Origin of the sequence: Pseudomonas sp. D4002, from assembly GCF_013385665.1 — a bacterium.
In the GTDB taxonomy this organism is placed as follows: Bacteria; Pseudomonadota; Gammaproteobacteria; order Pseudomonadales; family Pseudomonadaceae; genus Aquipseudomonas.
In genome coordinates this window covers 54,658-78,540 of the sequence record NZ_JACAPN010000021.1, presented here as the reverse complement: position 1 = coordinate 78,540, position 23,883 = coordinate 54,658, and the positions used below count along the sequence as shown (strand labels likewise).

The 23,883-nt window shown below is 62.6% G+C and carries 18 protein-coding genes and 1 pseudogene; 6 read left to right on the top strand and 13 right to left on the bottom strand.

The features are described from left to right. The first annotated feature begins 87 nt into the window (after positions 1-87). The 5 genes from cobG (at position 88) to HX824_RS15465 (ending at position 5,473) form a co-directional block, all read left to right on the top strand. The gene (gene cobG / locus HX824_RS15485) at positions 88-1,389 is read left to right on the top strand and encodes a precorrin-3B synthase (RefSeq protein WP_371319415.1); all 1,302 of its coding nucleotides are present in this window, start codon (positions 88-90) and stop codon (positions 1,387-1,389) included. Next, the gene (locus tag HX824_RS15480; RefSeq protein ID WP_003217338.1) at positions 1,382-2,008 is read left to right on the top strand and encodes a precorrin-8X methylmutase; all 627 of its coding nucleotides are present in this window, start codon (positions 1,382-1,384) and stop codon (positions 2,006-2,008) included. Before cobG ends, HX824_RS15480 begins: the two co-directional genes overlap by 8 nt. Continuing rightward, positions 2,008-2,739: a precorrin-2 C(20)-methyltransferase gene (locus HX824_RS15475; protein ID WP_102606178.1), complete on the top strand. Its 732-nt coding sequence runs from the start codon at positions 2,008-2,010 to the stop codon at positions 2,737-2,739. Before HX824_RS15480 ends, HX824_RS15475 begins: the two co-directional genes overlap by 1 nt. Then, positions 2,739-4,379, top strand: a complete 1,641-nt coding sequence (gene cobJ, locus HX824_RS15470) for a precorrin-3B C(17)-methyltransferase (protein WP_177054777.1) — start codon at positions 2,739-2,741, stop codon at positions 4,377-4,379. Before HX824_RS15475 ends, cobJ begins: the two co-directional genes overlap by 1 nt. Positions 4,380-4,681: 302 nt before the next feature. Beyond that, positions 4,682-5,473 carry a hypothetical protein gene (locus HX824_RS15465; protein WP_102606174.1) on the top strand — a complete coding sequence of 264 codons (792 nt, stop codon included), beginning with the start codon at positions 4,682-4,684 and terminating at the stop codon, positions 5,471-5,473. Position 5,474: 1 nt separating this feature from the next. Here the strand turns inward: HX824_RS15465 and HX824_RS15460 are convergent, their stop codons facing one another. From HX824_RS15460 to HX824_RS15400, 13 genes and pseudogenes are all read right to left on the bottom strand, one after another. Further along, positions 5,475-6,071 carry a MarC family protein gene (locus HX824_RS15460; RefSeq protein WP_003217330.1) on the bottom strand — a complete coding sequence of 199 codons (597 nt, stop codon included), beginning with the start codon at positions 6,069-6,071 and terminating at the stop codon, positions 5,475-5,477. A 226-nt stretch (positions 6,072-6,297) separates the two neighbouring features. Then, a complete protein-coding gene (locus HX824_RS15455; RefSeq protein ID WP_003217328.1) occupies positions 6,298-9,072 on the bottom strand; it encodes a hybrid sensor histidine kinase/response regulator in 2,775 nt (924 codons plus the stop codon). Positions 9,073-9,174: 102 nt separating this feature from the next. Continuing rightward, positions 9,175-10,467: a phosphoribosylamine--glycine ligase gene (gene purD, locus HX824_RS15450; RefSeq protein WP_003217326.1), complete on the bottom strand. Its 1,293-nt coding sequence runs from the start codon at positions 10,465-10,467 to the stop codon at positions 9,175-9,177. Positions 10,468-10,605: 138 nt separating this feature from the next. Then, positions 10,606-12,213 (bottom strand): bifunctional phosphoribosylaminoimidazolecarboxamide formyltransferase/IMP cyclohydrolase, encoded by a 1,608-nt coding sequence (gene purH, locus HX824_RS15445; RefSeq protein WP_003217323.1) that lies wholly within the window; start codon positions 12,211-12,213, stop codon positions 10,606-10,608. Positions 12,214-12,294: 81 nt separating this feature from the next. After that, positions 12,295-12,615, bottom strand: coding sequence for a DNA-binding transcriptional regulator Fis (gene fis / locus HX824_RS15440; protein ID WP_003186237.1), 321 nt, complete (start codon positions 12,613-12,615; stop codon positions 12,295-12,297). Further along, a complete protein-coding gene (gene dusB, locus HX824_RS15435) occupies positions 12,612-13,625 on the bottom strand; it encodes a tRNA dihydrouridine synthase DusB (RefSeq protein WP_003217321.1) in 1,014 nt (337 codons plus the stop codon). The genes fis and dusB overlap by 4 nt, the downstream gene beginning before the upstream one ends. A 185-nt stretch (positions 13,626-13,810) precedes the next feature. After that, positions 13,811-15,073 carry a DUF3426 domain-containing protein gene (locus tag HX824_RS15430; protein WP_177028628.1) on the bottom strand — a complete coding sequence of 421 codons (1,263 nt, stop codon included), beginning with the start codon at positions 15,071-15,073 and terminating at the stop codon, positions 13,811-13,813. Positions 15,074-15,103: 30 nt separating this feature from the next. Then, on the bottom strand, positions 15,104-15,982 hold the full coding sequence (prmA, locus tag HX824_RS15425; RefSeq protein WP_003217316.1) for a 50S ribosomal protein L11 methyltransferase: 879 nt from the start codon (positions 15,980-15,982) through the stop codon (positions 15,104-15,106). 288 nt (positions 15,983-16,270) lie between these two features. Next, entirely contained in the window at positions 16,271-17,632 is a 1,362-nt protein-coding gene (gene accC / locus HX824_RS15420; RefSeq protein ID WP_003217312.1) for an acetyl-CoA carboxylase biotin carboxylase subunit, read from the bottom strand. 17 nt (positions 17,633-17,649) lie between these two features. After that, on the bottom strand, positions 17,650-18,111 hold the full coding sequence (gene accB / locus HX824_RS15415; RefSeq protein ID WP_003217309.1) for an acetyl-CoA carboxylase biotin carboxyl carrier protein: 462 nt from the start codon (positions 18,109-18,111) through the stop codon (positions 17,650-17,652). 25 nt (positions 18,112-18,136) lie between these two features. After that, positions 18,137-18,592 (bottom strand): type II 3-dehydroquinate dehydratase, encoded by a 456-nt coding sequence (gene aroQ, locus HX824_RS15410; protein WP_003217307.1) that lies wholly within the window; start codon positions 18,590-18,592, stop codon positions 18,137-18,139. Between the two features lie 264 nt (positions 18,593-18,856). After that, positions 18,857-19,351 (bottom strand): annotated as a pseudogene (locus tag HX824_RS32965) (methyl-accepting chemotaxis protein); the annotation flags it as partial. 1,519 nt (positions 19,352-20,870) lie between these two features. Further along, positions 20,871-22,541, bottom strand: coding sequence for a PleD family two-component system response regulator (locus tag HX824_RS15400; protein ID WP_177054776.1), 1,671 nt, complete (start codon positions 22,539-22,541; stop codon positions 20,871-20,873). Between the two features lie 274 nt (positions 22,542-22,815). Here HX824_RS15400 and HX824_RS15395 point away from each other — a divergent pair, with 274 nt between their 5' ends. Then, complete coding sequence (locus tag HX824_RS15395; protein WP_003217301.1) at positions 22,816-23,883, top strand: DUF2333 family protein; 1,068 nt, start codon at positions 22,816-22,818, stop codon at positions 23,881-23,883.

Below are 23,883 nucleotides of genomic sequence, written 5' to 3'. Positions count from 1 at the left end.
CTTGAACGACATCCGACGGGCAGGCTTTTCATGCCGCCGGACAAAGCAGGCATAATACCGCGCCTTTACCCGTGAACCGGTAGCCCCGTGAAATCAATACCACCGTCCAATACCTTGCGTCCCTCGGCCTGTCCGGGGTTGCTGCGTATTGTCCAGGCGTTGGATGGCGGGATTTGCCGGATCAAACTGGCGGGCGGTTCGATCCGTGCCGAGCAGGCGTTTGCCGTGGCCGACGCCGCCCAGACCCATGCCGGCGGGGTGATCGAGGCGACCAACCGCGCCAACCTGCAAATTCGCGGGATCGGCGCCGAACAGGATGCATTGATCGCCGCCTTGCTGGCCGCCGACCTGGGCCCCAAGCGTGCCGCCGGTGATGATGTGCGCAACCTGATGCTCAGCCCCAGTGCCGGCATTGACCGCGAGATGCTGTTCGATACCCGACCGTTGGCCGACCAGATCCTCACCACCCTGGAAACCCACCCGCGTTTCCATGAGCTGTCGGCCAAGTTCGCCGTGCAACTGGACGGCGGTGAAGCCCTGGCGATGCTCGAGCATCATCACGACCTGTGGCTGTCAGCCTTCGATGCCAATGGCAACACGCTGTTGGCATTCGGCCTGGCAGGCTGCCCGGCGCGGGATGCGCCCTTGGCGGCGGTACCTTTGGCGCAAGGGCATGCACTGGTGGTGGCGGTGCTGGAACGGTTCCTTGAACTGGCCCGGCCTGATCAGACCCGTATGCGCCACCTGCTGGCTGAAACCGCTGTGGATAACTTCCTGCAGCAGCTGAATATGCCATTGCTGCCGGTTGATGGCTATTCAAGGCACTCCAACCCCGCGCCGCTGCACCTGGGAAGTTATCCACAGCGCCAAAAAAACCAGGTCTACGTCGCCGCCGTCGCACCCTTGGGCCGCCTGGATTCGGCGATGCTCAGGGGCGCAGCGCAGTTGGCCGTCGACCATGGCGACGCCACCTTGCGTGTCACGCCATGGCAAGGCCTGCTGCTGCCCAATATCCAGGATGCGGCGACTGTCACCGAACGCCTCGAACAGCTTGGCTTTTTGTGTTCGGTGGACCAACCCCTCGCACGGATGATCGCCTGCACCGGCGCCGGCGGTTGCGCCAAAGGCCTGTCCGACACCAAGGCCGACGCCGTGCAACTGGCCGCGCTTGCGCCCGGCCACAGCGTGCACCTGTCCGGCTGCCCGCGTTCCTGCGCGGCCGCACACACCGCGCCGGTCACCCTGCTGGCGGTAAGCCCCGGCCACTACGACCTCTATTTTCGCGACGCAGGCCTGCCCGGTTTCGGCCGCCTGCACGCGCGCACTCTTTCTATTGAAGCGGCGGGCGCCTTGTTGCGCGCTCACCCACGGAGCAACACCGATGATTGATTACATCCGCGACGGTCAGGAGATCTATCGCAACTCCTTCGCGATCATTCGCGCAGAAGCCCGGCTTGATCGCATCCCTGCCGACCTGGAAAAACTCGCGGTGCGGGTGATTCATGCCTGCGGCATGGTCGACGCCATCGACGGCCTGCAATTTTCCGAAGGTGCCGGCAAGGCCGGGCGCGAAGCCCTGGCCGCTGGCGCGCCGATCCTGTGTGATGCGCGGATGGTCTCCGAAGGCGTGACCCGTACGCGCCTGCCGGCCAACAATCAGGTGATCTGCACCCTGCGCGACGACAGCGTGCCGGAGTTGGCCCGCGAGCTGGGCAACACCCGTTCCGCCGCCGCCCTGGAGCTGTGGCGCCCGCACCTGGAAGGCAGTGTGGTGGTGATCGGCAATGCGCCGACAGCGCTGTTTTACCTGCTGGAAATGCTCGACGCCGGCGCGCCAAAACCTGCACTGATCCTTGGGTTCCCGGTGGGCTTTGTCGGCGCCGCCGAATCCAAGGCGATGCTGGCGGCAGACAGCCGCGGCGTACCGTTCGTGATCATGCAGGGCCGCCTGGGCGGCAGTGCGATGGCCGCCGCCGCGGTCAACGCCTTGGCCACGGAGGTCGAATAATGCCGGCACGCGGACGTTTGATTGGCCTGGGCGTAGGCCCCGGCGATCCGGAACTGATTACCCTCAAAGCCCTGCGCCTGCTGCGCGAATCGCCGGTGGTGGCGTACTTCGTGGCCAAGGGCAAGAAGGGCAACGCCTTCGGCATCATCGAAGACCATTTGGTGCCCCAGCAAACCCTGATGCCGCTAGTGTACCCGGTGACCACTGAAGTGTTGCCGGCGCCGCTGTCCTACGAGCAAGTGATCAGCGATTTCTACGACGCCGCCAGTGTCGACGTTGCGGCACACCTGGACGCGGGGCGCGATGTGGCGGTGATCTGTGAAGGCGACCCGTTCTTCTACGGCTCCTACATGTATTTGCACGACCGCCTGGCCGAGCGCTACGAAGCCCAGGTGATCCCGGGTGTGTGCTCGATGCTCGGTGGCGCCTCTGTACTGGGCGCACCGTTGGTGTACCGCAACCAGAGCCTGTCGGTGCTTTCCGGCGTGCTGCCCCATGACGAACTCAAGCGTCGCCTGGCGGATGCCGACGCGGCGGTGATCATGAAGCTGGGGCGCAACTTCACCAAGGTGCGTCAGGTACTGGAAGAATTGGGATTGGCGAGCCGGGCGTTGTACGTCGAGCGCGCGACCATGGCCAATCAGAAAATCGTCGCCCTGGATCAGGTCGATCCGACGTCCTCGCCGTATTTCTCGCTGATCATCGTTCCCGGTGAAAGGTGGCAAGGCTGATGACGGCTCCCGCGATTGTCATCCTGGGGCAGGGCAGCCTCGCCACGGCCCGCGCTATCCAGCAGGTGTATCCCGACGCACTGATCCACGGCCTGGCCGGGCGGGTCGAGGGCGCAGATCAGGCCTATAACGAATTCGGCGCCACAGTGCGCCAGTTGTATCAACAGGGCACGCCGATCATCGCCCTGTGTGCCGCCGGGATTGTGATCCGCACCCTGGCGCCGCTGCTGCTGGAGAAGGGCATCGAGCCTGCTGTGCTGGCCGTCGCCGAAGACGGCAGCGCGGTAGTGCCGCTGCTCGGTGGCCTCGGTGGTGTAAACGTGATGGCGCGGGAAATCGCCGCTGCCCTGGACGTTGCCGCCGCGATCACCACCAGTGGCGAGCTGCGTTTTGGTACCTGCCTGCTTAACCCGCCCCATGGTTATCAGCTGGGGGATCTGGAGCTGGGCAAACGCTTTGTCTCGGATTTGCTGGCTGGCGAATCAGTACGCATCGAAGGCGCGGCGCCGTGGCTGGATCAGGCCAACTTGCCCCAGGATCAACAGGCGCGCCTGGCGATTCACGTCGGCAGTGCCGAGCGCACACCTGCGGCCAATGAGTTGCTGATTTATCCGAAGACGGTGTTGGTTACCTGCCAGCCGGGGCCGCAACTGGCCGGGCGAATTCGTGCGGCGTTGCAGGATGCCGGGCTCGCCGTGCAGTCCCTGGCTTGCCTGCTGGCGGCTGAAACGGAGATGGCCGATTCGTCATTGCACGAAGCGGCGTTGGAGCTGGGCGTGCCATTGCGCTTCGCCGATCTGGCGCTTCAGGCGGACATCGCGATCACGGTGGCCGAGGCTCCTCTGGACCTGTCCCTGATCGGTCGTCCCCGTGGCCGCCTCGCGGTGATCGGTCTGGGCCCCGGCGCTGCCGAACTGATGGTTCCGGCAGTAAAAGCCGAGCTGGCCCGCTGCACTGACGTGCTGGGTTACGAAACCTATGTGCGCATGGCCGGGCCGTTCCGCGCGGACCAGATCCAGCATTGCACCGACAATCGCGAAGAGATGCAGCGCGCGCGTCATGCCTTTGAGCTGGCGGCGCAGGGGCGTTCGGTGGTGGTGGTGTCTTCGGGTGACCCGGGTGTATTCGCCATGGCCGCCGCGGTGATCGAAGCCTTGCACGAGTCCAGCGACCCGGCCTGGCATCAGGTCGACCTGGAGATTTTGCCGGGCGTGTCGGCATCCCTCGCCACGGCGGCCCAGGCAGGTGCCCCGCTGGGGCATGACTTCTGTGTGATGTCACTGTCGGACAACCTCAAACCCTGGTCGATCATCGAGAAGCGCCTGGACCTGGCGTCCCAGGCCGACCTGGCGCTGGCGTTCTATAACCCGATTTCCCGTGCGCGGCCCTGGCAGTTGGGACGCGCCCTGGAAATCGTCGCGCAGCACCGCACGCCTGAAACACCGGTGGTCTTGGGCCGTGACATCGGTCGCCCGGGCCAGACCCTGCGAGTCACCACCCTGGGGCAACTGACGCCGGAGCAGGTGGACATGCGCACCATGGTGCTGATCGGTTCGTCCACCACCTGCGTCTTTGCGCGGGCAGGTGGTGGCGAGTGGGTCTACACGCCACGTTGGTACGGCGAGAAACCCGCCTCCTGAAAACAACGGCGGCCCCGCCATGGGGCCGCCTTGAAACGTCAGTCATTGATGCCGGAAAGGTCTGCTTGCCGAGGTTTTTTTGCATCGGCTCAAGTCATACCTTTCTCTACGGCTTGAAGAAAAGCACGGCGCTTTTGTGTGCCGCCGCCTCATCCCCAGCGTTTACTCAGCTGCGCCGCCTGCAGTGATTTTTCCTGCGGGTCGCGGCGCGTCCCGTGGTCAATTTCCAGCAGCTCAAAATCCCCGGCAAGTCGACTAGTGTTGGCGTTGAGCCCCATGTTGGGGGTTATGGAGAAATGGCTATGGAGCGAAACAACAAACGGATCAACAGCGCAAAAAGGAGGAAGCTGATTGCCGCTTACCGGCTTCCGGGCGCGCCCGGCCTGGCGTCGGGGTTGAGCGCGCCGGTGAAGCCCGAGGCGGATGATGAGCTGGACGCGGCGGTGGTGAACAACAGCGTCATGTCGTTTGTGCAAGGCATGACCAGCCTCAACAAGGAGTACACCCGCAAAAGCTATTTGCTGGCGAGCAGCTACGTCAGCGATGTGCTGCGGGTCGCCCGGGGCACAGAGGCCTGGTACAACGAATTCATCAAGGTCATGAGCAGCCTCGGCTGGATGCCGGTCAGGAGCAGTTTCGAGCGGGTGTACACCTCTCGCAAGGGGCTGTCGGTACAGCTGGCGGCGCTGAACCTGATGGCGGCCACCGTGGCCTCGACGTTTCTGTCGGGGCCGCTGATCAGTGTATTGCCCAAACGGGTGGCGGAGGCGGTTGAAGCCTTGAAGCAGCTCCCGGCCTCATTTGAGTTATTCAAGCGAAATACCACCACGCGTGACGGTGGCGATTTCGGCTTGGCGTCCTGCTCGGAAATCGCCGGGGAAGTTTCGATGGTGCTGGTGACGTACAGCTCCCACGGCGTCAGCAAGCAACTGGGCATACCGTTTCTGGAGTGGGACAGTGCATCCGTCGAGGCCTTCAGTGGCCGCACGTGCCTGGTGCTGAACAGCTCGGTGGTCAACGAAGACACGATTCAACTGCTGCGGGACAGCGCAGGGGACAAGGTCCGCCTGGCTATCGCCAACTACAGGATTTGATCTACGGCACCAGGTAACCGCGTACACCGGTGAAGATGATTTGTGCGGCCAGGGCGCACACGAACAGCCCCATCAACCGGCTGACAATCTGCAAGCCCTGGTCGCCGAGGATGCGTTCGATACGGTTGGACAGGTACAGCACCACGCCCACCGTCAGGCTGGCCAGGGCGATACTGAGGATCGCGGTGATCTTGTCGTCCCAGTGCGGCTGGCTGACGCCCATCACCAGCAGCGCACCGATGGTGCCGGGGCCGACGGTCAGGGGAATGGTCAGCGGCACGATGGTCACGTCCTGCTGCACGTTGTCGGTCTGCACCGCTGACTTGCCCTGGGCCATGCCCAGGGCCGAGATGAACAGCACACTGCCTGCGCCGATGCGGAAGGCGTCGACGGTGATGCCGAACACACTGAAAATCACCCGGCCGAACAGGTAGAGCAACACGCTCGATACCAGGGTGGCGAGGGCCACTTTCCAGGCCAGGCGCCGCCGCTCCTTGCTGGAGTAACCGCGAGTCAGGCTGATAAAGCAGGAGAGCACGAAGAAGGGGCTGTAGAGCACCAGCATCTTCAGGTAAACGCTGAATAGCACGTGGAGCATGGTGGGAGCTCGCAGCGAAGGAGGGCGAGCGGGAGTTTATCAGGCCTGTGGCTGAGCGCTATCTGTGAAGCGACAACAATCCAGTGTGGGAGCGGCGGTGCGACGATTCGACTTGCTCGCGAAAGCGGTGTGTCAGCCAATACATGTTTGACTGACACACCGCTTTCGCGAGCAAGTCGAATCGTCGCACCGCCGCTCCCACATTTTGATCTGCGTCATGCATGGGTCAGGTGGGAGCGTGCTCAGGGCGCTGTTGGCGCTGTGCCACCCAGTACTCCACCAGCTCGCGCAATTGCGACAACTCCACCGGCTTGGCCATGTGCCCGTCCATCCCGGCCTGGCGTGCACGCTCTTTATGTTCCGAAAGAATGTGCGCGGTGAGTGCCACGATTGGCGTACGAATCCGCTGGTTGCTGACTTCCCACGCGCGCAGTTGCTGGGTCGCGGAGAAGCCGTCGAGGATCGGCATTTCACAGTCCATCAACACCAGGTCGTAGCGCTGGGCCTTCATTGCCTGCAGGGCTTCTTCGCCGTTGCTGGCGGTGTCGGGCTGCAGGTTGAGCTTGCCGAGCATGCCGCGAATCACCTTGGTGGAGATGCTGTTGTCCTCCGCCACCAGGATCCGGAAGTCACTCGGCACGGTCACCGGGGCCGGCGCGCTGATCGCCGGCTGGCGTGGTTGCACGGAGCCCTTGCTGCGCTGGGTCAACTCATCGGCAAGGGTGGTCTTGAGGGTATAGCCGGCCACGGGTTTGGCGAGGATGCGCTTGATCCCGCAGTTGCGCGCGATGATCTTGCTCGGCGCATTGCTGATGCCGGTGAGCATGATCAGCAGGATGTCGTGGTTCAGGCTCGGGTCTTCCTTGATCTTCGCCGCCAGTTGCATGCCGGTCATGCCGGGCATGTTCTGGTCCAGCAGCACCACGTCGAAATAGTCCCGCAGGTGCGCCTTGGTGCGCAGCAGCGCCAGGGCTTCCTTGCCCGAAGGCACGGCGCTCACGTTCAGGCCCCAGGCCGTGCATTGCTGCACCAGCACTTTGCGGCAGGTGTCGTTGTCGTCCACCACCAGCACGCGCGCGCCCTTGAGCGGGCCGTCGAGGTCGGAGGTCGGGTGCTCCAGGCGTTCCGGGTCCAGCGGCAAGGTCAGCCACAGGGTGCTGCCTTGCTGGCTGCCACTCTTGATGCCGAATTCGCCGTTCATCAACAGGATCAGCTGGCGGGCAATGACCAGGCCCAGATGGCCGCTCAGGCGGGTGGCAGAGAGGAAGTTCTTGCTGTGCAACTCGCTGTGCAGCAGGGCGTCGCGCTCGGCGGGTTCCATCGGCAGGCCGCTGTCTTGCACGGCAATGCGCAGGCGCGGTTTGCTGCTGCGCTCGTCCAGTGCGACGACGATCAGTACTTCGCCTTCATCGGTTTTTTGCAGGGCATTTTCCAGCAGGCTCAACAGTGCCTGGCGCAGCCGCGTCGGGTCGCCGCTGATCACCCGGGGTACCTGGGGCTGGATAAAGCTGATCAGCTCGACGTTCTGCTGCTCGGCCTTGGCGCGGAAAATACTCAGGCAGTCTTCGATCAGCGCGTTGAGGTCGAACTGCACATCGTCCAATTCGATCTGCCCGGATTCCAGCTTGGAGATGTCGAGAATCTCGTTGATCAGGGTGAGCAGTTCGTTGCCGGCGCTGTGGATGGTTTGCACGTAGTCGCGTTGCTTGACTGAAAGCGGGGTGCCCAGCAGCAGTTCGGTCATGCCCAGCACGCCGTTCATGGGGGTGCGAATTTCGTGGCTGATCTTCGCCAGGAATTCGGCCTTGGCGGCGATTTCGGCGTTGCTGGCCGCCAGGTCGCGGCTGAGGCTGAAGTTGTCTTCGGTGATGGCGCGCTGGCGTTCGCCCAGGGCCAGGCTCATCAACAGGCCACTGAGGCAGATAAAGCCGAGCAGGGTGATGATCAAGCCTTGTGGCGGCACCAGCGTCAGGCCCAGCAAGGCCGGGAGAATAATCAGCGTGCCGATGTTGAAGATCACCATCGCCAGCATGAACAGGCGCGCCGGGCGGTAGCCCTTTTGCCAGTGATAGGCCGAGACGAACAACATGCTCAGGCCGGCCAGCGCCACCAGGGCGTAGGTGATGATGTTCAGGGGCAAGGTGTTGACGAACAGCAGCAACAGGCCGGTCAGGACGATCAGCAGGATGTCGGCCATCAACAGCTTGTTCAGCGGATGCGGGCCCAGTGGCGCAAAGAAGCGGTAGGCAAACATCAGCCCGCACGGCGCGGTCAGCAGCAGGGCGAGGTAGGCACCGGGGGTTTGTACCGCGTGCCAGTTCGGCAACCACGGGCCCAGCACGTTGAGCAGCAGCGCAAGGCTGAGCAGCAACAGCAATTCGCAGGCGGCGAGCCACAGGCTGCTGCGGGAGCGATGGTAGGCGTAGCGGGTGAGGTTGTGCAGGATCAGCATCACCAGGCAACCGAACAGCAGCCCGTAGATCAGCGTCTGGTTCTGGTTGGCCGCAGCCAGCACGGCCGGCTCAAGGGTGATGTAGGGGCGCAGCTCGTGTTCCGAGACCATGCGCAGGTACACGTCCAGCGGCTTCTGGCTTTGCGGCATCGGCAGCATGAAGTCGCTGCTGGGCAGCGGGCGCTCGGCCTGGGGCTGGCGGGTGCCGGTAGCTTCCTGCTCCACCAGGGTGTCGCCGTCGAGTACATACAGGTTCAGGTGTGACAGGTCAGGGGCGAATACCCGCAGCACTTGCTCGTGTTTGCCGGGTTGCAGCCTGAAGCGTACCCACAACGCACCGTCCGGTTGCGCGGCGGTAATCCGGTCCAGTTCGATGGGGCTGAATTGATTGATGTAGCGGGGCGAGCGGATGTCGCTCAGTTGCAGATCGGCCTGTTCATCAAGCAATACTGCCCAGCCACTGCCTTGTGCGGCGGCCTGGGCCGGGAGCAAGCAGAGCAAGGTCAGCAGACTGACAGTGAAACCTATGGCGATCCTGAGCCAGCGCACGGCGAAATCCCTTCGTAGGTTGATGCATGGGTATAACTATGCGCGGGGCCACAAGCGTAGGGCAAGGGCCAGAGGCCCCTGCCTAACCGAACGGATAGCTGTTTACTGACTTTCGCCACGCTCACGGGCAATGGCGCGGTAGCCAATGTCGGTGCGGTAGAAGCAGCCTTTCCAGTCGATCTTCGCCGCCAGCTTGTAAGCCTGTTGCTGGGCGGCATCTACGCTGCTGCCCATGGCGGTTGCGCACAGTACGCGACCACCGGCGGTGACGACCTTGCCATCCTTGAGCGCGGTGCCCGCGTGGAACACCTTGCCTTCCAGCGTAGCAGCCGCGTCCAGACCTTCAATCACATCGCCCTTGGCGTAGTCGGCCGGGTAGCCGCCGGCGGCCAGCACGATGCCGACGCTCGGGCGCGGGTCCCACTGGGCTTCAACCTTGTCCAGGGCCTGGGCCAGCGCAGCTTCAACCAACAGCACCAGGCTCGATTGCAGGCGCAGCATCACCGGTTGGGTTTCCGGGTCGCCGAAGCGGCAGTTGAACTCGATGACTTTCGGATTGCCGGCCTTGTCGATCATCAAGCCGGCGTACAGGAAACCGGTGTACACATTGCCTTCGTCGGCCATGCCGCGCACGGTTGGCCAGATGACCAGGTCCATCACGCGCTTGTGCACTTCGGCAGTCACTACCGGAGCAGGGGAGTAAGCGCCCATGCCGCCGGTGTTCGGGCCGCTGTCGCCGTCACCCACGCGTTTGTGGTCCTGGCTGGTGGCCATCGGCAGTACGTTCTTGCCGTCGACCATTACGATGAAGCTGGCTTCTTCGCCGTCGAGGAACTCTTCGATCACTACGCGCGAACCGGCTTCACCGAAAGCATTGCCGGCGAGCATGTCGCGCACGGCGTCTTCGGCTTCAGCCAGGGTCATCGCGACGATCACGCCTTTACCGGCGGCCAGGCCGTCGGCCTTGATCACGATCGGTGCACCGACTTCACGCAGGTAGGCCAGGGCCGGCTCGATCTCGGTGAAGTTCTGGTAGTCGGCGGTCGGGATCTTGTGGCGCGCCAGGAAATCCTTGGTGAAGGCTTTCGAGCCTTCCAGCTGGGCAGCGCCGGCGGTTGGGCCGAAGCAGTCCAGGCCGCGGCTGCGGAACAGGTCCACAACGCCAGCTACCAAGGGCACTTCCGGGCCGACGATGGTCAGGGAAACGTTTTTCTCGGCAAAGTCCGCCAGTTGCTCAAGGGCCAACACGTCGATGGCGACGTTTTCGCACTTGGCTTCAATGGCGGTACCGGCGTTGCCGGGGGCGACGAAAACTTTCTGGACACGTGGGTCCTGGGCAACTTTCCAGGCCAGGGCGTGTTCACGGCCACCGCTGCCAATGATCAAAACATTCATTTCAAAAACCTCGGATGACGCTGAATTCTGACCGTTCCCACGCTCTGCGTGGGAATGCCTCTTGTGACGCTCTGCGTCACGCTTTGGGACGCGGAGCGTCCCGGGCTGCATTCCCACGCAGAGCGTGGGAACGAGCAATCAGTGACGGAAGTGGCGCATGCCGGTGAAGACCATGGCAATGCCGGCTTCATCAGCCGCTGCAATCACTTCTGCGTCACGCATCGAGCCGCCCGGTTGGATCACGGCGGTAACACCGGCTTTCGCGGCGTTGTCCAGGCCATCACGGAACGGGAAGAATGCGTCGGACGCCATCACCGAACCCTGCACCTGCAAGCCGGCATGTTCCGCCTTGATCGCAGCGATGCGTGCCGAATTCACGCGGCTCATCTGGCCCGCGCCGACACCGATGGTCTGGCGATTCTTGGCGTAGACGATGGCGTTGGATTTAACGTACTTGGCGACTTTCCAGGCGAAGATCAGGTCGTTGATTTCCTGTTCGGTCGGGGCGCGCTTGGTCACCACTTTCAGATCGGCGCTGCCGATCATGCCGATGTCGCGGCTCTGCACCAGCAAGCCGCCGTTGACGCGCTTGTAGTCCCAGGCAGCGGCACGCTCGGCCGACCACTCGCCGCACGCCAGCAGGCGCACATTGGCCTTGGCGGCAACGATGGCGCGAGCCTCTTCACTGACGGATGGCGCGATGATCACTTCAACGAACTGACGCTCGACGATCGCCTTGGCGGTCTCGGCGTCCAGCTCACGGTTGAAGGCGATGATGCCGCCGAAGGCCGACTCGGTGTCGGTGGCGTAGGCCAGTTCGTACGCCTGGCGGATACCGCCTTCAGCGTCCGGGCTCACGGCCACGCCGCACGGGTTGGCGTGCTTGACGATCACGCAGGCTGGCTTGACGAAGCTCTTCACACATTCCAGCGCGGCGTCGGTGTCGGCCACGTTGTTGTACGACAGCTCTTTGCCTTGCAGTTGGGTCGCGGTGGCGATGCCGACTTCAGCAGGCTTGGCCTCAACGTAGAACGCCGCGCTCTGGTGCGGGTTCTCGCCGTAGCGCATTTCCTGAGCCTTGATGAACTGGCTGTTGAAGGTGCGCGGGAACTGGCTGCGACCTTCAGTGCTCAGGGTTTCAGCGGCCTGGTTCACGGTGCCCATGTAGTTGGCGATCATGCCGTCGTAGGCAGCGGTGTGTTCGAAGGCCTTGAGCATCAGGTCGAAGCGCTGGGCGTAGGTCAGGCCGCCGGCTTTCAGGCTTTCCAGTACGTTGGCGTAGTCGCTGGCGTTCACCACGATGGCCACGTCTTTGTGGTTCTTGGCTGCCGAGCGAACCATGGTCGGGCCGCCGATATCGATGTTTTCGATGGCGGTCGGCAGGTCGCAGCCTGGCTTGTTGATGGTGGCTTCGAACGGGTACAGGTTAACGGCCACCAGGTCGATCGGCTTGATGCCGTGCTCGCTCATGATGGCGTCGTCGATACCGCGACGACCGAGGATCCCGCCGTGGATTTTCGGGTGCAGGGTCTTGACCCGACCGTCCATCATTTCTGCGAAACCGGTGTAGTCCGCCACTTCCACTGCGGCCACGCCGTTGTCCTGCAGCAGTTTGAAGGTCCCGCCGGTGGAGAGAATCTCCACGCCCAGGGCTTCCAGCTCCCGGGCAAATTCGAGGATCCCGGTCTTGTCGGAGACACTGATCAAGGCACGGCGGATCGGCAGGCGGGTAGTCTGGTCGGTCATTTCAATTTCCATCAAAAGCAAAGGAGTCAGCAAAAAAGGCGTCCGTTTTTACGCGGGCGCCTTTCTGGTTTGATTGAATGCTTACAGCAAATCGTACTGCTTGAGTTTCTTGCGCAGCGTGCCACGGTTCAGACCGAGCAGCTCACTGGCCTTGGTCTGGTTGCCCTTGACGTAGTTCATCACGCTTTCGAGCAACGGCGCTTCGACTTCGGAGAGCACCAGGTTGTACACGTCCGTGACGGCAGCGCCCTCAAGGTGGGCGAAATAATTGTGCAGCGCCTTCTCGACACTCCCGCGAAGGGTCTGGCCTTCTTCGCTCGGCGTGTTGAGGTGCTGTTTCAAATTGACGTTGTCGCTCACGGGTGTTGTTCCACTCACTAAAGTCTCGGTCATCATCGTCATGCGGCCACCCCTTCTCCGTCCCCTGTCACCAGGCTCTTGTAACGCTCGGAGAAGAACTCACGAACGTTGGCGCACTGTGCTTCCGTATCATCCAAACGATTGAAGTGGGCGCGAAACTCCCTGGCGCCCGGCAAGGTTGCGAGATACCAGCCCACATGCTTGCGAGCAATGCGTACTCCCATCACGTCTCCGTAGAAAGCGTGCAGGGCGGCCAGATGCTCTAGCAGAATACGTTCCACCTCGATCAGCTCCGGTGCCGGCAAGGTTTCGCCGGTACGCAGAAAATGCTCGATCTCACGAAAAATCCACGGCCGCCCCTGGGCAGCCCGGCCAATCAACAGGCCATCGGCGCCGGTCGCGTGCAGCACGCGCCGGGCTTTCTCGGCTGAGTCGATGTCGCCGTTGGCAAAGACGGGAATCGACACCGCCTGCTTGATCGCGGCAATGGTGTCGTACTCGGCTTCACCGGTGTAAAGGTCGGCGCGGGTGCGGCCATGCACCGCCAGCGCTGTAATGCCCGCCTGCTCGGCGATCTTCGCCACCGTCAGGCCATTCTTGTTGTCCCGGTCCCAACCGGTGCGGATCTTCAGGGTGACCGGCACATCCACTGCAGCGACAACGGCATGCAGGATCTCGCTCACCAACTGCTCATCCTTCAACAGGGCAGAACCTGCGGCCTTGTTGCAGACCTTCTTGGCCGGGCAACCCATGTTGATATCAATAATCTGCGCCCCCAACTCCACGTTGGCCCGGGCCGCATCCGCCAGCATCTGCGCATCACCGCCGGCGATCTGTACCGAGCGGGGCTCGGGATCACCTTCGTGGATCATGCGCATCCGCGATTTGCGGGTGTTCCACAGGCTCATGTCGCTGGTGACCATTTCCGAGACTACAAGCCCTGCGCCCAAACGCTTGCAAAGCTGACGAAAGGGCTGGTCGGTGACGCCCGCCATCGGGGCGAGGATCAAGCCGTTGTGCAATGTGTATGGGCCGATGCGTACCGCCGACATAGGACTTCCCTGTTGTGGGGCCGGATCATTAGAGTTCGAAAAAGGGTTGGCATGATACCCGCTCTCGATGACTGGATAAAGGCTGAATTGGATAAAATCTGAGCAGTTATTTTCTTATCGCCGCAGGTTTGGTCAAAGGCGATGCAGTCAATAATCTGCCGTCAAGCACCGGCCAGGCAGCCGTTTCACTCGGGGGAGTGGAAGCTCAGGCTGTAATTCACCGCTTTGTTGCCCGGGTCGAGGATGTCCAGGGCAATGTGGATCGGCGTCTGGGAGGGCATCTCGGTCACGCCTGCCAACTCGCCGCTGAGGTATTCGGCGGGTTTGAAGCGACGACTGGCGATCATATTCCCGTTCATGTCGGCAAAGCGTAGCTCCAGCAGCGGGAACGGTTGGGAGAATGTCGCGCGGTTATAGATGATCGCGTCCACCACCAGGGCACCGGCAAACTCCGGGTGGCTGCGCACCACCAGGTTGCTGCTCTTGATGTGGGCGATATCGACCCGGGATGGCACGGTGCAGCCCAGTTTCGGGCACAGTTCCTGGAACCATGGACGGTAGGCGTCCTGGCGTGCCAGGTCGTCGAATTGGTAGGCGACGTATTGTCCCGCCAGGCCGGCGGCGGCCAGCAGCACCAGCAAGCCCCAGAACAGGCGGCGGCCCCAGCCGGAGGAACGCTTCTGTGAATACAGGTGCAGCGGGTCGTCTTCCAGGTCCGAAAGCAGGTCGTCGTGGGCGCCAGCCTCGGGGCGAGGGCGCTTGCGTTTGGGCTGCGGGCGTTCCGGTTGTTCGGGTTCCGGCTCGTCCGCTACGGCGGTTACCGGTGGGTCGAGTTCGTCATCGGTGGGGCTTGTGTGCAGCGGTGGTTCGTCGTCCGGCTCGACCGCTTCAAACGACATCGACGGTTCGGTGCGCTTGGGTTTGCCTGGGCTTGCCTTGGCCGGTTGCGGTTCCTCGTCGACCGTTTGCGGGGCTTGGGCCCGTTCATCCCGGGGTTCGCTGAACAGGCTGGAGGCCCATTGCTCTTCCTCGGCCTTGGCCGTATCACGGCTGGCGCTGAGGGCATCTTCCTTTTGCCGACGATCGGCGCCGGGCTGGCGACGGTCGGCACCCACGGGTTGGGTGTGCTGGATCTCGCGGCGTTCCAGCTTGGCCAGTTCTACGTCGAGGTCCAGGTTATCCAGGTCCAGCTCTTCGGCGGTCCATTGCTTCTGGCTGATGGCTCGCGGCGCTTGGGGTGGCGGTTCTACGGCTGCCGGCGGCTCTGCCGCAGGTGGTGCCTGGGGCGCGGGCGCATTGGCGCGCTGCTCCAGCAGTTGGCGAGCGGCATTGAACACTTGCAGGCACGACCCACAGCGCACCACGCCACGGGCCACGCTCAATTGAGCGTGGTTGACGCGAAAGCGTGCTTGGCAGTGTGGGCACTGGGTGACGAAACTGTCGGTCATGCGGCCATCCGATTCATGCAGGCGCTCATTCTAGCGCCGACGACCACTGATGCGTACCCAGCCATCGCGGTTGGCGATCGGATCCAGCTCAAAATCCTGGGCGTAGGCGGCGGCAACGTCTTCGCCCTGTTCGGCGAGGATGCCCGACAGCGCCAGGCGGCCGCCCGGTTTGACCAGGCTCGACAGCTGCGGCGCCAGGGAAACCAGCGGCCCGGCGAGGATATTGGCCACCAGCACGTCGGCTTGCACCTGGGGCAATTGCTCCGGCAGGTACAGCGGGAATTTCTCTTCAGCGATGTTATTGCGCCCGGCGTTATCGCGGGAGGCTTCCAGGGCTTGCACGTCGATATCGGTGCCGACCGCTTCCTTGGCGCCCAGCAGCAGGGCGGCGATCGCCAGGATCCCCGAACCGCAGCCGAAGTCCAGCACGTTGCAGTCTTTCAGGTCCTGGCCATCGAGCCATTCCAGGCACAGCGCGGTGGTGGGGTGGGTGCCGGTGCCGAACGCCAGGCCCGGGTCCAGCAGCAGGTTCACGGCGTCAGGCTCGGGGGCGGCATGCCAGCTCGGCACGATCCACAGGCGCTGGCCAAAACGCATTGGCTGGAAGTTGTCCATCCAGCTGCGTTCCCAGTCCTGGTCTTCGATGATTTCGCTGTGATGCTCCGGCAGCGGGCCGCCGGTGAGCAGTTCCATGTGGGCCAGGACGCTGGCGGCATCGGTGCCGTCTTCGAACAGGGCCAGCAGATGGGTGTGGGACCACAGCGGGGTGGTGTTGAGCTCGGGTTCGAAGATCGGCTGGTCTTCGGCGTCCATGAAGGTCACCGACACGGCGCCCACTTCGAGGAACGCGTCTTCGTAGGTTTCGGCTTGTTCTGGGCTGATGGCGAGACGGACTTGCAGCCAAGGCATGGCGGGCACCTTTGAAAAAATGAGTGTGCAGCGGGGTAGGGCTGCGAAAGACGCGCAAGTTTACGCGAGCGAACAGCAGAAGACGACTGTACTGCTGGTGTACACAGAACAAAATGTGGGAGCGGGCTTGCTCGCGAATGCGGTGTGTCAGTAATGGATGTGTTGACTGGCACACCGCATTCGCGAGCAAGCCCGCTCCCACAAGGGGAATGTATCCATCCAGAAAAATCGGGTGGGCAGAAACAACAAAACCGCCCGAAGGCGGTTTTGTTGGGTGGAGCACTTCGCTTACTGATTAGCCAGCTTGTGTTCCAGGTAGTGAATGTTCACACCACCTTCGCAGAAGCCTTCATCGCGAACCAGGTCCCGATGCAGCGGGATGTTGGTCTTGATGCCGTCTACCACAATTTCGTCCAGGGCATTACGCATACGGGCCATGGCCTCGTCGCGGGTGGCGCCCCAGGTGATCAGCTTGCCGATCAGCGAGTCGTAGTTGGACGGAACCTTGTAGCCGCTGTACAGGTGCGAGTCCACACGTACGCCGTTGCCGCCGGGCGCGTGGAAATGCTTGACCAGGCCAGGGCTTGGGATAAAGGTTTTCGGGTCTTCGGCGTTGATCCGGCACTCCAGGGAGTGGCCGTGGATCTTCACATCATCCTGGGTAAACGACAGCTTGTTGCCAGCGGCGATGCTCAGCATCTCCTTGACGATGTCGATACCGGTGACCATCTCCGAAACCGGATGCTCTACCTGCACACGAGTGTTCATCTCGATGAAGTAGAAACGGCCGTTCTCGTACAGGAACTCGAAAGTGCCCGCGCCACGGTAGTTGATGTCGATGCACGCCTTGACGCAGCGAGCCAGTACTTCCTGGCGAGCTGTTTCGTCCAGGCCCGGTGCCGGCGCTTCTTCCAGTACCTTCTGGTGACGGCGTTGCAGCGAGCAATCGCGGTCGCCCAGGTGGATGGCGTGGCCCTGGCCGTCGGACAGTACCTGCACTTCCACGTGACGTGGGTTGGTCAGGTACTTTTCCAGGTAGACCATCGGGTTGCCGAACCAGGCGGCAGCTTCCGAGCGAGTCTGCTTGGCGGCTTCGATCAGTTCTTCTTCCTTGTGCACCACGCGCATGCCGCGACCACCACCGCCACCGGCGGCCTTGATGATCACCGGGTAACCGACTTCGCGACCAATGCGCAGGGCGGTTGCCTCGTCTTCAGGCAGCGGGCCGTCGGAACCTGGAACGGTAGGTACGCCGGCCGCGATCATGGCGTCCTTGGCCGATACCTTGTCGCCCATCAGGCGAATGGTTTCGGCTTTCGGGCCGATGAAGGCAAACCCGGATTTCTCCACCTGTTCGGCGAAATCGGCGTTTTCCGCGAGGAAGCCGTAGCCGGGGTGGATGCCATCAGCGCCGGTCACTTCAGCGGCGGCGATGATGTTCGAGACTTTCAGGTACGAGTTCGTGGCCAGTGGCGGGCCGATGCAGATGCTTTCGTCCGCCAGTTTCACGTGCATCAATTCGGTATCGGCCGTCGAGTAAACAGCGACGGTCTTGATGCCCTCTTCCTTACAGGCGCGCAGGATACGCAGCGCGATCTCGCCGCGGTTGGCGATCAGGACTTTTTGCAGTTTCTTCGCAGGTTTCAACATCGAAGGCGCTCCGCGGTTCAAACGATGGTGAACAGCGGCTGGTCGTACTCAACCGGCTGACCGTTTTCTACCAGGATGGATTCGATGACGCCGGCTTTTTCCGCCGTGATGTGGTTCATCATCTTCATCGCTTCAACGATGCAGATGGTGTCGCCCACTTTCACGGTTGCGCCGACTTCAACGAAGGCTGGCGAGGTCGGTGCCGGGGTGCGGTAGAAGGTACCGACCATTGGCGACTTGACCACGAAACCGTTCAGTTTTGGAGCCGCAGGGGCTTCGGCAGCAGCCGCGACCGGAGCAGCCGCCACGGGTGCAGCGGCCGGAGCCGGCGCTTGCATCTGTGGTGCGTAGAACTGTTGGGCCGGGGTCTTGCTGTGACGGCTGATCCGTACGGATTCCTCGCCTTCCTTGATCTCCAGCTCGTCGATACCGGATTCTTCCAGCAGTTCGATCAGTTTCTTAACTTTACGGATATCCATGAATCATCAACTCCCAAAGGGTCGGTCAGGGGCGCTTGGCCGTGTCTTCAAGCTGTTCCAGGGCGGCCTCCAGGGCCAGTCGGTAACCGCTGGCGCCAAGGCCGCAGATCACTCCTACCGCAACGTCGGAGAAGTAAGAGTGATGGCGGAAAGGTTCGCGTTTGTGCACGTTCGATAAATGCACTTCGATGAATGGGATGCTCACCGCCAGCAGCGCGTCACGTAATGCAACGCTTGTGTGCGTAAAAGCGGCGGGATTGATCAGGATAAAGTCCACGCCTTCGCTGCGCGCGGCATGGATGCGATCAATCAGTTCGTACTCGGCATTGCTTTGCAGGTAGAGCAGATGGTGGCCGGCATCACGTGCCCGTCGTTCCAGATCGAGGTTGATCTGTTCGAGGGTCACTGCCCCGTAGACGCCCGGTTCGCGGGTGCCGAGCAGGTTCAGGTTGGGTCCGTGAAGAACCAGTAAGGTCGCCATCGGCTGTTCCTTGTTATTGATGTGGGCACGGTAGAACCCGGCGACTATGCCGCAAAGGCTTTGTGACTGTCCAGTTCTATGCAGTAGGCAGCACGATTAGCGAGGATTGCGCAAAATATGTGACCGCAAGGCTGAATCCGGTCAGTGTGGGAGCTGGCTTGCCTGCGATGGCGGTGGTTCAGCCGCCACATGCGTTGACGGGTGCGCCGCCTTCGCGAGCAAGCCCGCTCCCACATTTTGATCTTCACAAGACGGGAGAGCCGGTCAGACGCGGAATGCCTGCACGGCGGTATTGAGTTGCCCGCCTAGTACCAATAAGTGCTCGCCCTGGCGGCGTCCCTGGCCAATTCGCAGCAAGTTGTCCTCGCCCAGCTGGTGAATCCGCTCACTGTTATCGCGGATTTCACTCACGGCACCACTTTGCTGGGCCGTCACATCGGCGATCCGCACGGCGGTGTCGGAAATGGTCTGGATCGCCCCGACGATTTCATCCAGCGCGCCGTCAGCCGCCTGGGCTTGTTCGGCAGTGGCCTCGGCGTGTTCGACCTGGGCACGCATGCCTTCCACCGATTGTCGGGCGGCGGTTTGCAGGCCGGCGATCAGGTGCTGGATTTCGGCGGTGGCGCCAGCGGTGCGCTGGGCCAGGGAGCGCACCTCATCGGCCACCACGGCGAACCCGCGCCCGGCTTCACCGGCCCGGGCGGCTTCGATGGCGGCGTTCAGCGCCAGCAGGTTGGTCTGGTCGGCAATCGAGCGAATCACCGTGAGAACGCCGCCGATGGTCGCGGACTCTTCGGCGAGTTTCTCGATCATCTGCGCATTTATCTGCACTTCGCCGACCAATGCGTGCAACCCGGTCAGGCTCAGGCCGATCACCCGTTGGCCCTGCTCGACGGCCTGGCCCGCGCTGCGGCTGGCCTCGGCAGCCTGGCTGGCGTCGCCGGCAACCTGCTGGATAGTCGCTTCCAGTTCGCCCAGGGAATCGCGAATCTGCGCGGTATCACCGGCCTGGCGCTCGGCCCCGTCGTGCATGCCGCTGCTCAACTCCGCCAGCGCGCTGCTGCTGCCGGCCACTTGCTCGGCGTTGCCTCTGATGGTGCCCACCAGGTCCACCAGGTAGGCGCGCAGGCGGTTCAGGGACTCTTCGATATCGTGCAGTTCGCGGTTGGTCTTGCCCAGGGCAATGTGTTGGCTGAAGTCACCTTCGGCCCAGGTGGACAAGGCCGGCGCCAGGTTGGTCAGCACCCGCGCCAGGCGCCGCTGCAAGGTGTCGATCAAGAGGGCGATCAGCAGAATCAGGCCGATCATCACGCCTTGCATCAGCCGCACTTCGCCCTGGATCTGCGCGTGCTGGGCGCGCACCACAGGCTCCAGCCCGGCGATGGCTTGCTGCACGGCGTTGATTTTCAGGTGGGTGGCGGTGGCCAGTTCGGTGCGTTGCTGGATTTGTTCGCGGGTGCGTTTCAGCTCGGCGGGGTAGCGGGTCAGCAGGCTGTTGAGTTCGCGCTTGAGGTCGACGCCGGTGTCCTGGGCCACGGTTTTTTCAGTGTTTTCCAGGCCCATCATGGCCGAGAAATCGTCGGTACTGGACTCGCTGCTGGCGGTCACCCCCAGTAATGGCAGCTGCCCCAGCACGTCAGCCTGGCTGCGGATATTACTGACTTCGCGCTCCACATCGTCGGCCAGTTCGCTGCGCCCGCTGCTCACCAGCTTGTCCCGGGCGAGGGAGAGTTTCGCCAGGTGCTGGGACGCAGCGAGCAACGGCGGCAGATAGCGCGCCGCCTCGGGCGTACTGACGCCGCTGGCGTACTGGTTCAGTTGCTCCAGGTTGGCACCGAGTTCGCGTTCGGCTTGCAGCAACAGGGCTTGCGGGTCGCCGGCCAGCTTACCGGCGGCCAGCAGGTCGGTCTTGCCGAAGGTGTCCAGGTCGGCAAGGCTGGGGCGCAGGTTTTGCGCCAGCTCTGCGGGTAACTCATCCAGCTGCTGCAACAGGTTTTCCAGGCTCTGGCTGGCGCCGCTCAGGCGCAGGGCGTCGCCGCTGGCGAGGTAATCGTCGATATTGCGCGCGGCCTGGTTCTGGAACGTCTGCGACAGGCCAAGGTAGCGCTCCATCAGCAGGTAAGGCCGTTCCAGGGCACGTTGCGACCACCAGAGCGTAGCGCCCAGGGCCAGGCAAACGGCGACCAGAAGGAGGGTGTTCAGATTCGTCAGCAGCTTCAGGCGCATGCGTGGTTTCAACCGACAGCAGAAGTAAGTGCCTGAAGTTATTGCGTTTCCATTACAGAGTTATGACGGATTCGGTGGATTCCGGTGAAAAGGTGGCACTTTGCTTTGATGCACGCGCCGACATCACCCGGTTACGCCCGGCATCCTTGGCGCGGTACAGGGCCTCGTCGGCCTGGGCCGCCATCATCAGGCTGTCGGAGCCGTCGCAGAGCTCCACCACGCCGGCACTGAACGTGCACCACAAATCCTGGGGCTGGGCGGGATAGTGAATCTCGGCGAAGCGCCCGCGAATCTCGTCAAGTACTTGGCAAGCCCTGTCGAGGTCGGTGTCGGGCATCACGATGGCAAATTCTTCGCCGCCGTAACGGCCTATATAGTCGGTCTTGCGCAGGCGCTGCTTGAGAAACAGCGCGAGGCTCTTGATCACCCGGTCGCCCATGGGGTGGCCGTGGCTGTCGTTGACCCGCTTGAAGTGGTCGATGTCGAGCATCGCAAAACTCAGCGGCTTGCTCTCGCGGCGCGCGCGGAAGCTGCAGTCTTCGAGCAGTTGCAGGATGTGGGTGTGGTTGTACAGCCCGGTGAGGCTGTCGCGCACCATCCGCGCCTTGAGGTTGCGTGCCCGCGCGGCGCGGTTGCGTACGGTGGTGATCAGGTGCCGGGGCTTGATCGGCTTGGTGAGGAAGTCGTCGCCGCCTTCGCTCATGGCGTCCAGTTGCTTGTCCAGGTCGTCTTCTGCCGAGAGGTAGATGATCGGCACGCTGACGTAGCGGTCATTGTGACGGATCACCTTGGCCAGCTCGGTACCGGTGCAGGCCGGCATATACATGTCGAGGATGATCAGGTCGGGCTGGAAGTCCGCCAGCTCGGCCATGGCCTGGATCGGTTCGATCAGGGTGCGGGTGACGATGCCGGCGCTGTTGAGCAGGCGCTCGGTGTGCATCGCCTGGGCCCGCGAGTCGTCGATGATCAGCACTTTATAAGGTTCGTACTGGGCGACGCAGGTCAGTACCTCGATTTTTTCCAGCAGGCTCGACGCCTCCAGGGTGCCGGTGAGGAACTCCTGGCCGCCGGCGCGCACGGCGGCCAGGCGGGTGGGGGTGTCGGTTTCGTGCAGGCTGAAAAACAGCAGTGGCAGCTTTTGCTCCAGGCCTTCCTGGGCTTCGGCGGCGAGCTTCAGGCCGAGGCCGGTGCCGCAGAAATCCACATCCATCACAATGGCCGCCGGCAAGCGCTCGGCCATGGATGAGCGAAACGCCGCCACGCTGTCGAGGGACTGGGCGCTCAAGCCGAAAAATTCCAGCTGCTTGGCCAGGCGGTCGGCGCGGTCGTGATCGGCCAGCATCACGTAGATCGGCTTGCGCATCGGCGGCAGCAGGGTTTGTTCCAGCTGGTCGCCCTGGCGCAGCCCGGTGCGCGACAGGCGCTGCATCAAACGGTTGAGTTCGGTGATCAGGTGGCTGCTCAGTCGGCCGCGGTTGTCGTCCACCGCCTTGAGTGAAGCGCCGATCTGGTGCGCCAGCTGGCCGTGTTCCGGCTGCTCGAAGCGCTCGGCAAAACGCAGCAGGCGCAGGTTGGCCTCACTGAGCTCGGACAAGTCAGTGGTCGACCATTCGCTGCGTTGCAGGCGCTGCCAGATCTCAAGAATTTGACGTGCCTGATGAATTACCCGCTGGGCAAAATGGTGCTTGAGACGCTCACGGCTGGGGTCTTCTGGCTCGGTCATATCCTGACTACTAGTTAGGCTGCATGCTGAGGTCGAACTGATGGCTCTATGCTAGCACCTCTTTTCCGTTGCACGAGTGTCATACGTCAATTAACTGCAAGGTCGCAGAGATTCATTTATCGACCATGCAGTCGCGCGGGCGTAAACAGCGTGCATCCTTTATAGTCGAACCGCGTACTCGCGCCACCCTGGCTAAAAGCGCCGCACTGCTCGGCACGATGGGGCAGGGTTGTGGTCGTAGCTATTGAACTCAAGTGATTGAAAGGATATCGCCATGCTGGACTGGAAAAACCGCGCAGGCAGTGCAAAGGGCCCGGCCCCTGAAACCAAGTCGGCCCCCCGCAGCTATTTCCGTAACCTGCTGATGAGCCGTGCGTTGCTCTCGCTGGTTGCGTTGTACCTGTTGGTCACCGGTGCCCTGGGTTGGTACTGGAGCGAAGAGCCTGCGTTGTTCCCGGTCCAGCAGAATGCGCAAATTGCCGCCGAGAAGGATGGCAAGCAGATGGTGGTGGGCTTTACCACCGTCGAAACCCTCAAGACGGTGGTGGGCACCCTGCTGAACAAGCCGGGTGGCTACATTTCCAACGACCGTTTCCCGCCGGGCCTGTGGATGGACAACATGCCGAGCTGGGAATACGGCGTACTGGTGCAGGTGCGTGACCTGACCCGTGCCCTGCGCAAGGACTTCGCCCGCTCCCAGTCGCAGTCGGCGGAAGACGCAGACCTGGCCAAGGCCGAACCGCGCTTCAACTTCGACAACAAGAGCTGGGTGCTGCCGTCCAGCGAGTCGGAATACCAGGAAGGCATCAATTCCCTGAGCCGCTACGAAGCGCGCTTGTCCGACCCGAATCAAAAAGGCGCGCTGTTCTATGCACGTGCCGACAACCTCAACAACTGGCTGGGTGATGTGGCGACTCGCCTGGGTTCGCTGTCGCAACGGCTGTCGGCCAGTGTGGGTCGGGTCAAGCTCAACACCGCGCTGAAAACCGAAGCGCTGGCGCCGGGTGAAGTGCCCCAGGTCGACGAAGAAGTGGTGGAAACCCCATGGATGCAGATCGACAACGTGTTCTACGAAGCCCGCGGCCAGGCCTGGGCCCTGTCGCACCTGCTGCGCGCCATTGAAGTCGACTTCGCCGATGTGCTGGCCAAGAAGAACGCCACCGTCAGCGTGCGCCAGATCATTCGTGAGCTGGAAGCTTCGCAAGAGCCGGTATGGAGCCCGATGATTCTCAACGGCAGTGGCTTTGGCATCCTGGCCAACCATTCGCTGGTCATGGCCAACTATATTTCCCGGGCCAACGCTGCAGTGATCGACCTGCGTCAGCTCCTGAACCAGGGTTGA

Bases quoted from the DNA above. Each gene is read 5' to 3' on its own strand.
- prmA (WP_003217316.1), bottom strand. From the start codon at position 15,982: ATGCCTTGGCTGCAAGTCCGTCTCGCCATCAGCCCAGAACAAGCCGAA.
- purD (WP_003217326.1), bottom strand. From the start codon at position 10,467: ATGAATGTTTTGATCATTGGCAGCGGTGGCCGTGAACACGCCCTGGCC.
- aroQ (WP_003217307.1), bottom strand. From the start codon at position 18,592: ATGGCGACCTTACTGGTTCTTCACGGACCCAACCTGAACCTGCTCGGC.
- cobJ (WP_177054777.1), top strand. From the start codon at position 2,739: ATGACGGCTCCCGCGATTGTCATCCTGGGGCAGGGCAGCCTCGCCACG.
- purH (WP_003217323.1), bottom strand. From the start codon at position 12,213: ATGACCGACCAGACTACCCGCCTGCCGATCCGCCGTGCCTTGATCAGT.
- accB (WP_003217309.1), bottom strand. From the start codon at position 18,111: ATGGATATCCGTAAAGTTAAGAAACTGATCGAACTGCTGGAAGAATCC.
- fis (WP_003186237.1), bottom strand. From the start codon at position 12,615: ATGACGATGATGACCGAGACTTTAGTGAGTGGAACAACACCCGTGAGC.
- HX824_RS15465 (WP_102606174.1), top strand. From the start codon at position 4,682: ATGGAGCGAAACAACAAACGGATCAACAGCGCAAAAAGGAGGAAGCTG.
- HX824_RS15460 (WP_003217330.1), bottom strand. From the start codon at position 6,071: ATGCTCCACGTGCTATTCAGCGTTTACCTGAAGATGCTGGTGCTCTAC.
- HX824_RS15430 (WP_177028628.1), bottom strand. From the start codon at position 15,073: ATGACCGACAGTTTCGTCACCCAGTGCCCACACTGCCAAGCACGCTTT.
- HX824_RS15480 (WP_003217338.1), top strand. From the start codon at position 1,382: ATGATTGATTACATCCGCGACGGTCAGGAGATCTATCGCAACTCCTTC.
- HX824_RS15395 (WP_003217301.1), top strand. From the start codon at position 22,816: ATGCTGGACTGGAAAAACCGCGCAGGCAGTGCAAAGGGCCCGGCCCCT.
- HX824_RS15400 (WP_177054776.1), bottom strand. From the start codon at position 22,541: ATGACCGAGCCAGAAGACCCCAGCCGTGAGCGTCTCAAGCACCATTTT.
- HX824_RS15475 (WP_102606178.1), top strand. From the start codon at position 2,008: ATGCCGGCACGCGGACGTTTGATTGGCCTGGGCGTAGGCCCCGGCGAT.
- accC (WP_003217312.1), bottom strand. From the start codon at position 17,632: ATGTTGAAACCTGCGAAGAAACTGCAAAAAGTCCTGATCGCCAACCGC.
- dusB (WP_003217321.1), bottom strand. From the start codon at position 13,625: ATGTCGGCGGTACGCATCGGCCCATACACATTGCACAACGGCTTGATC.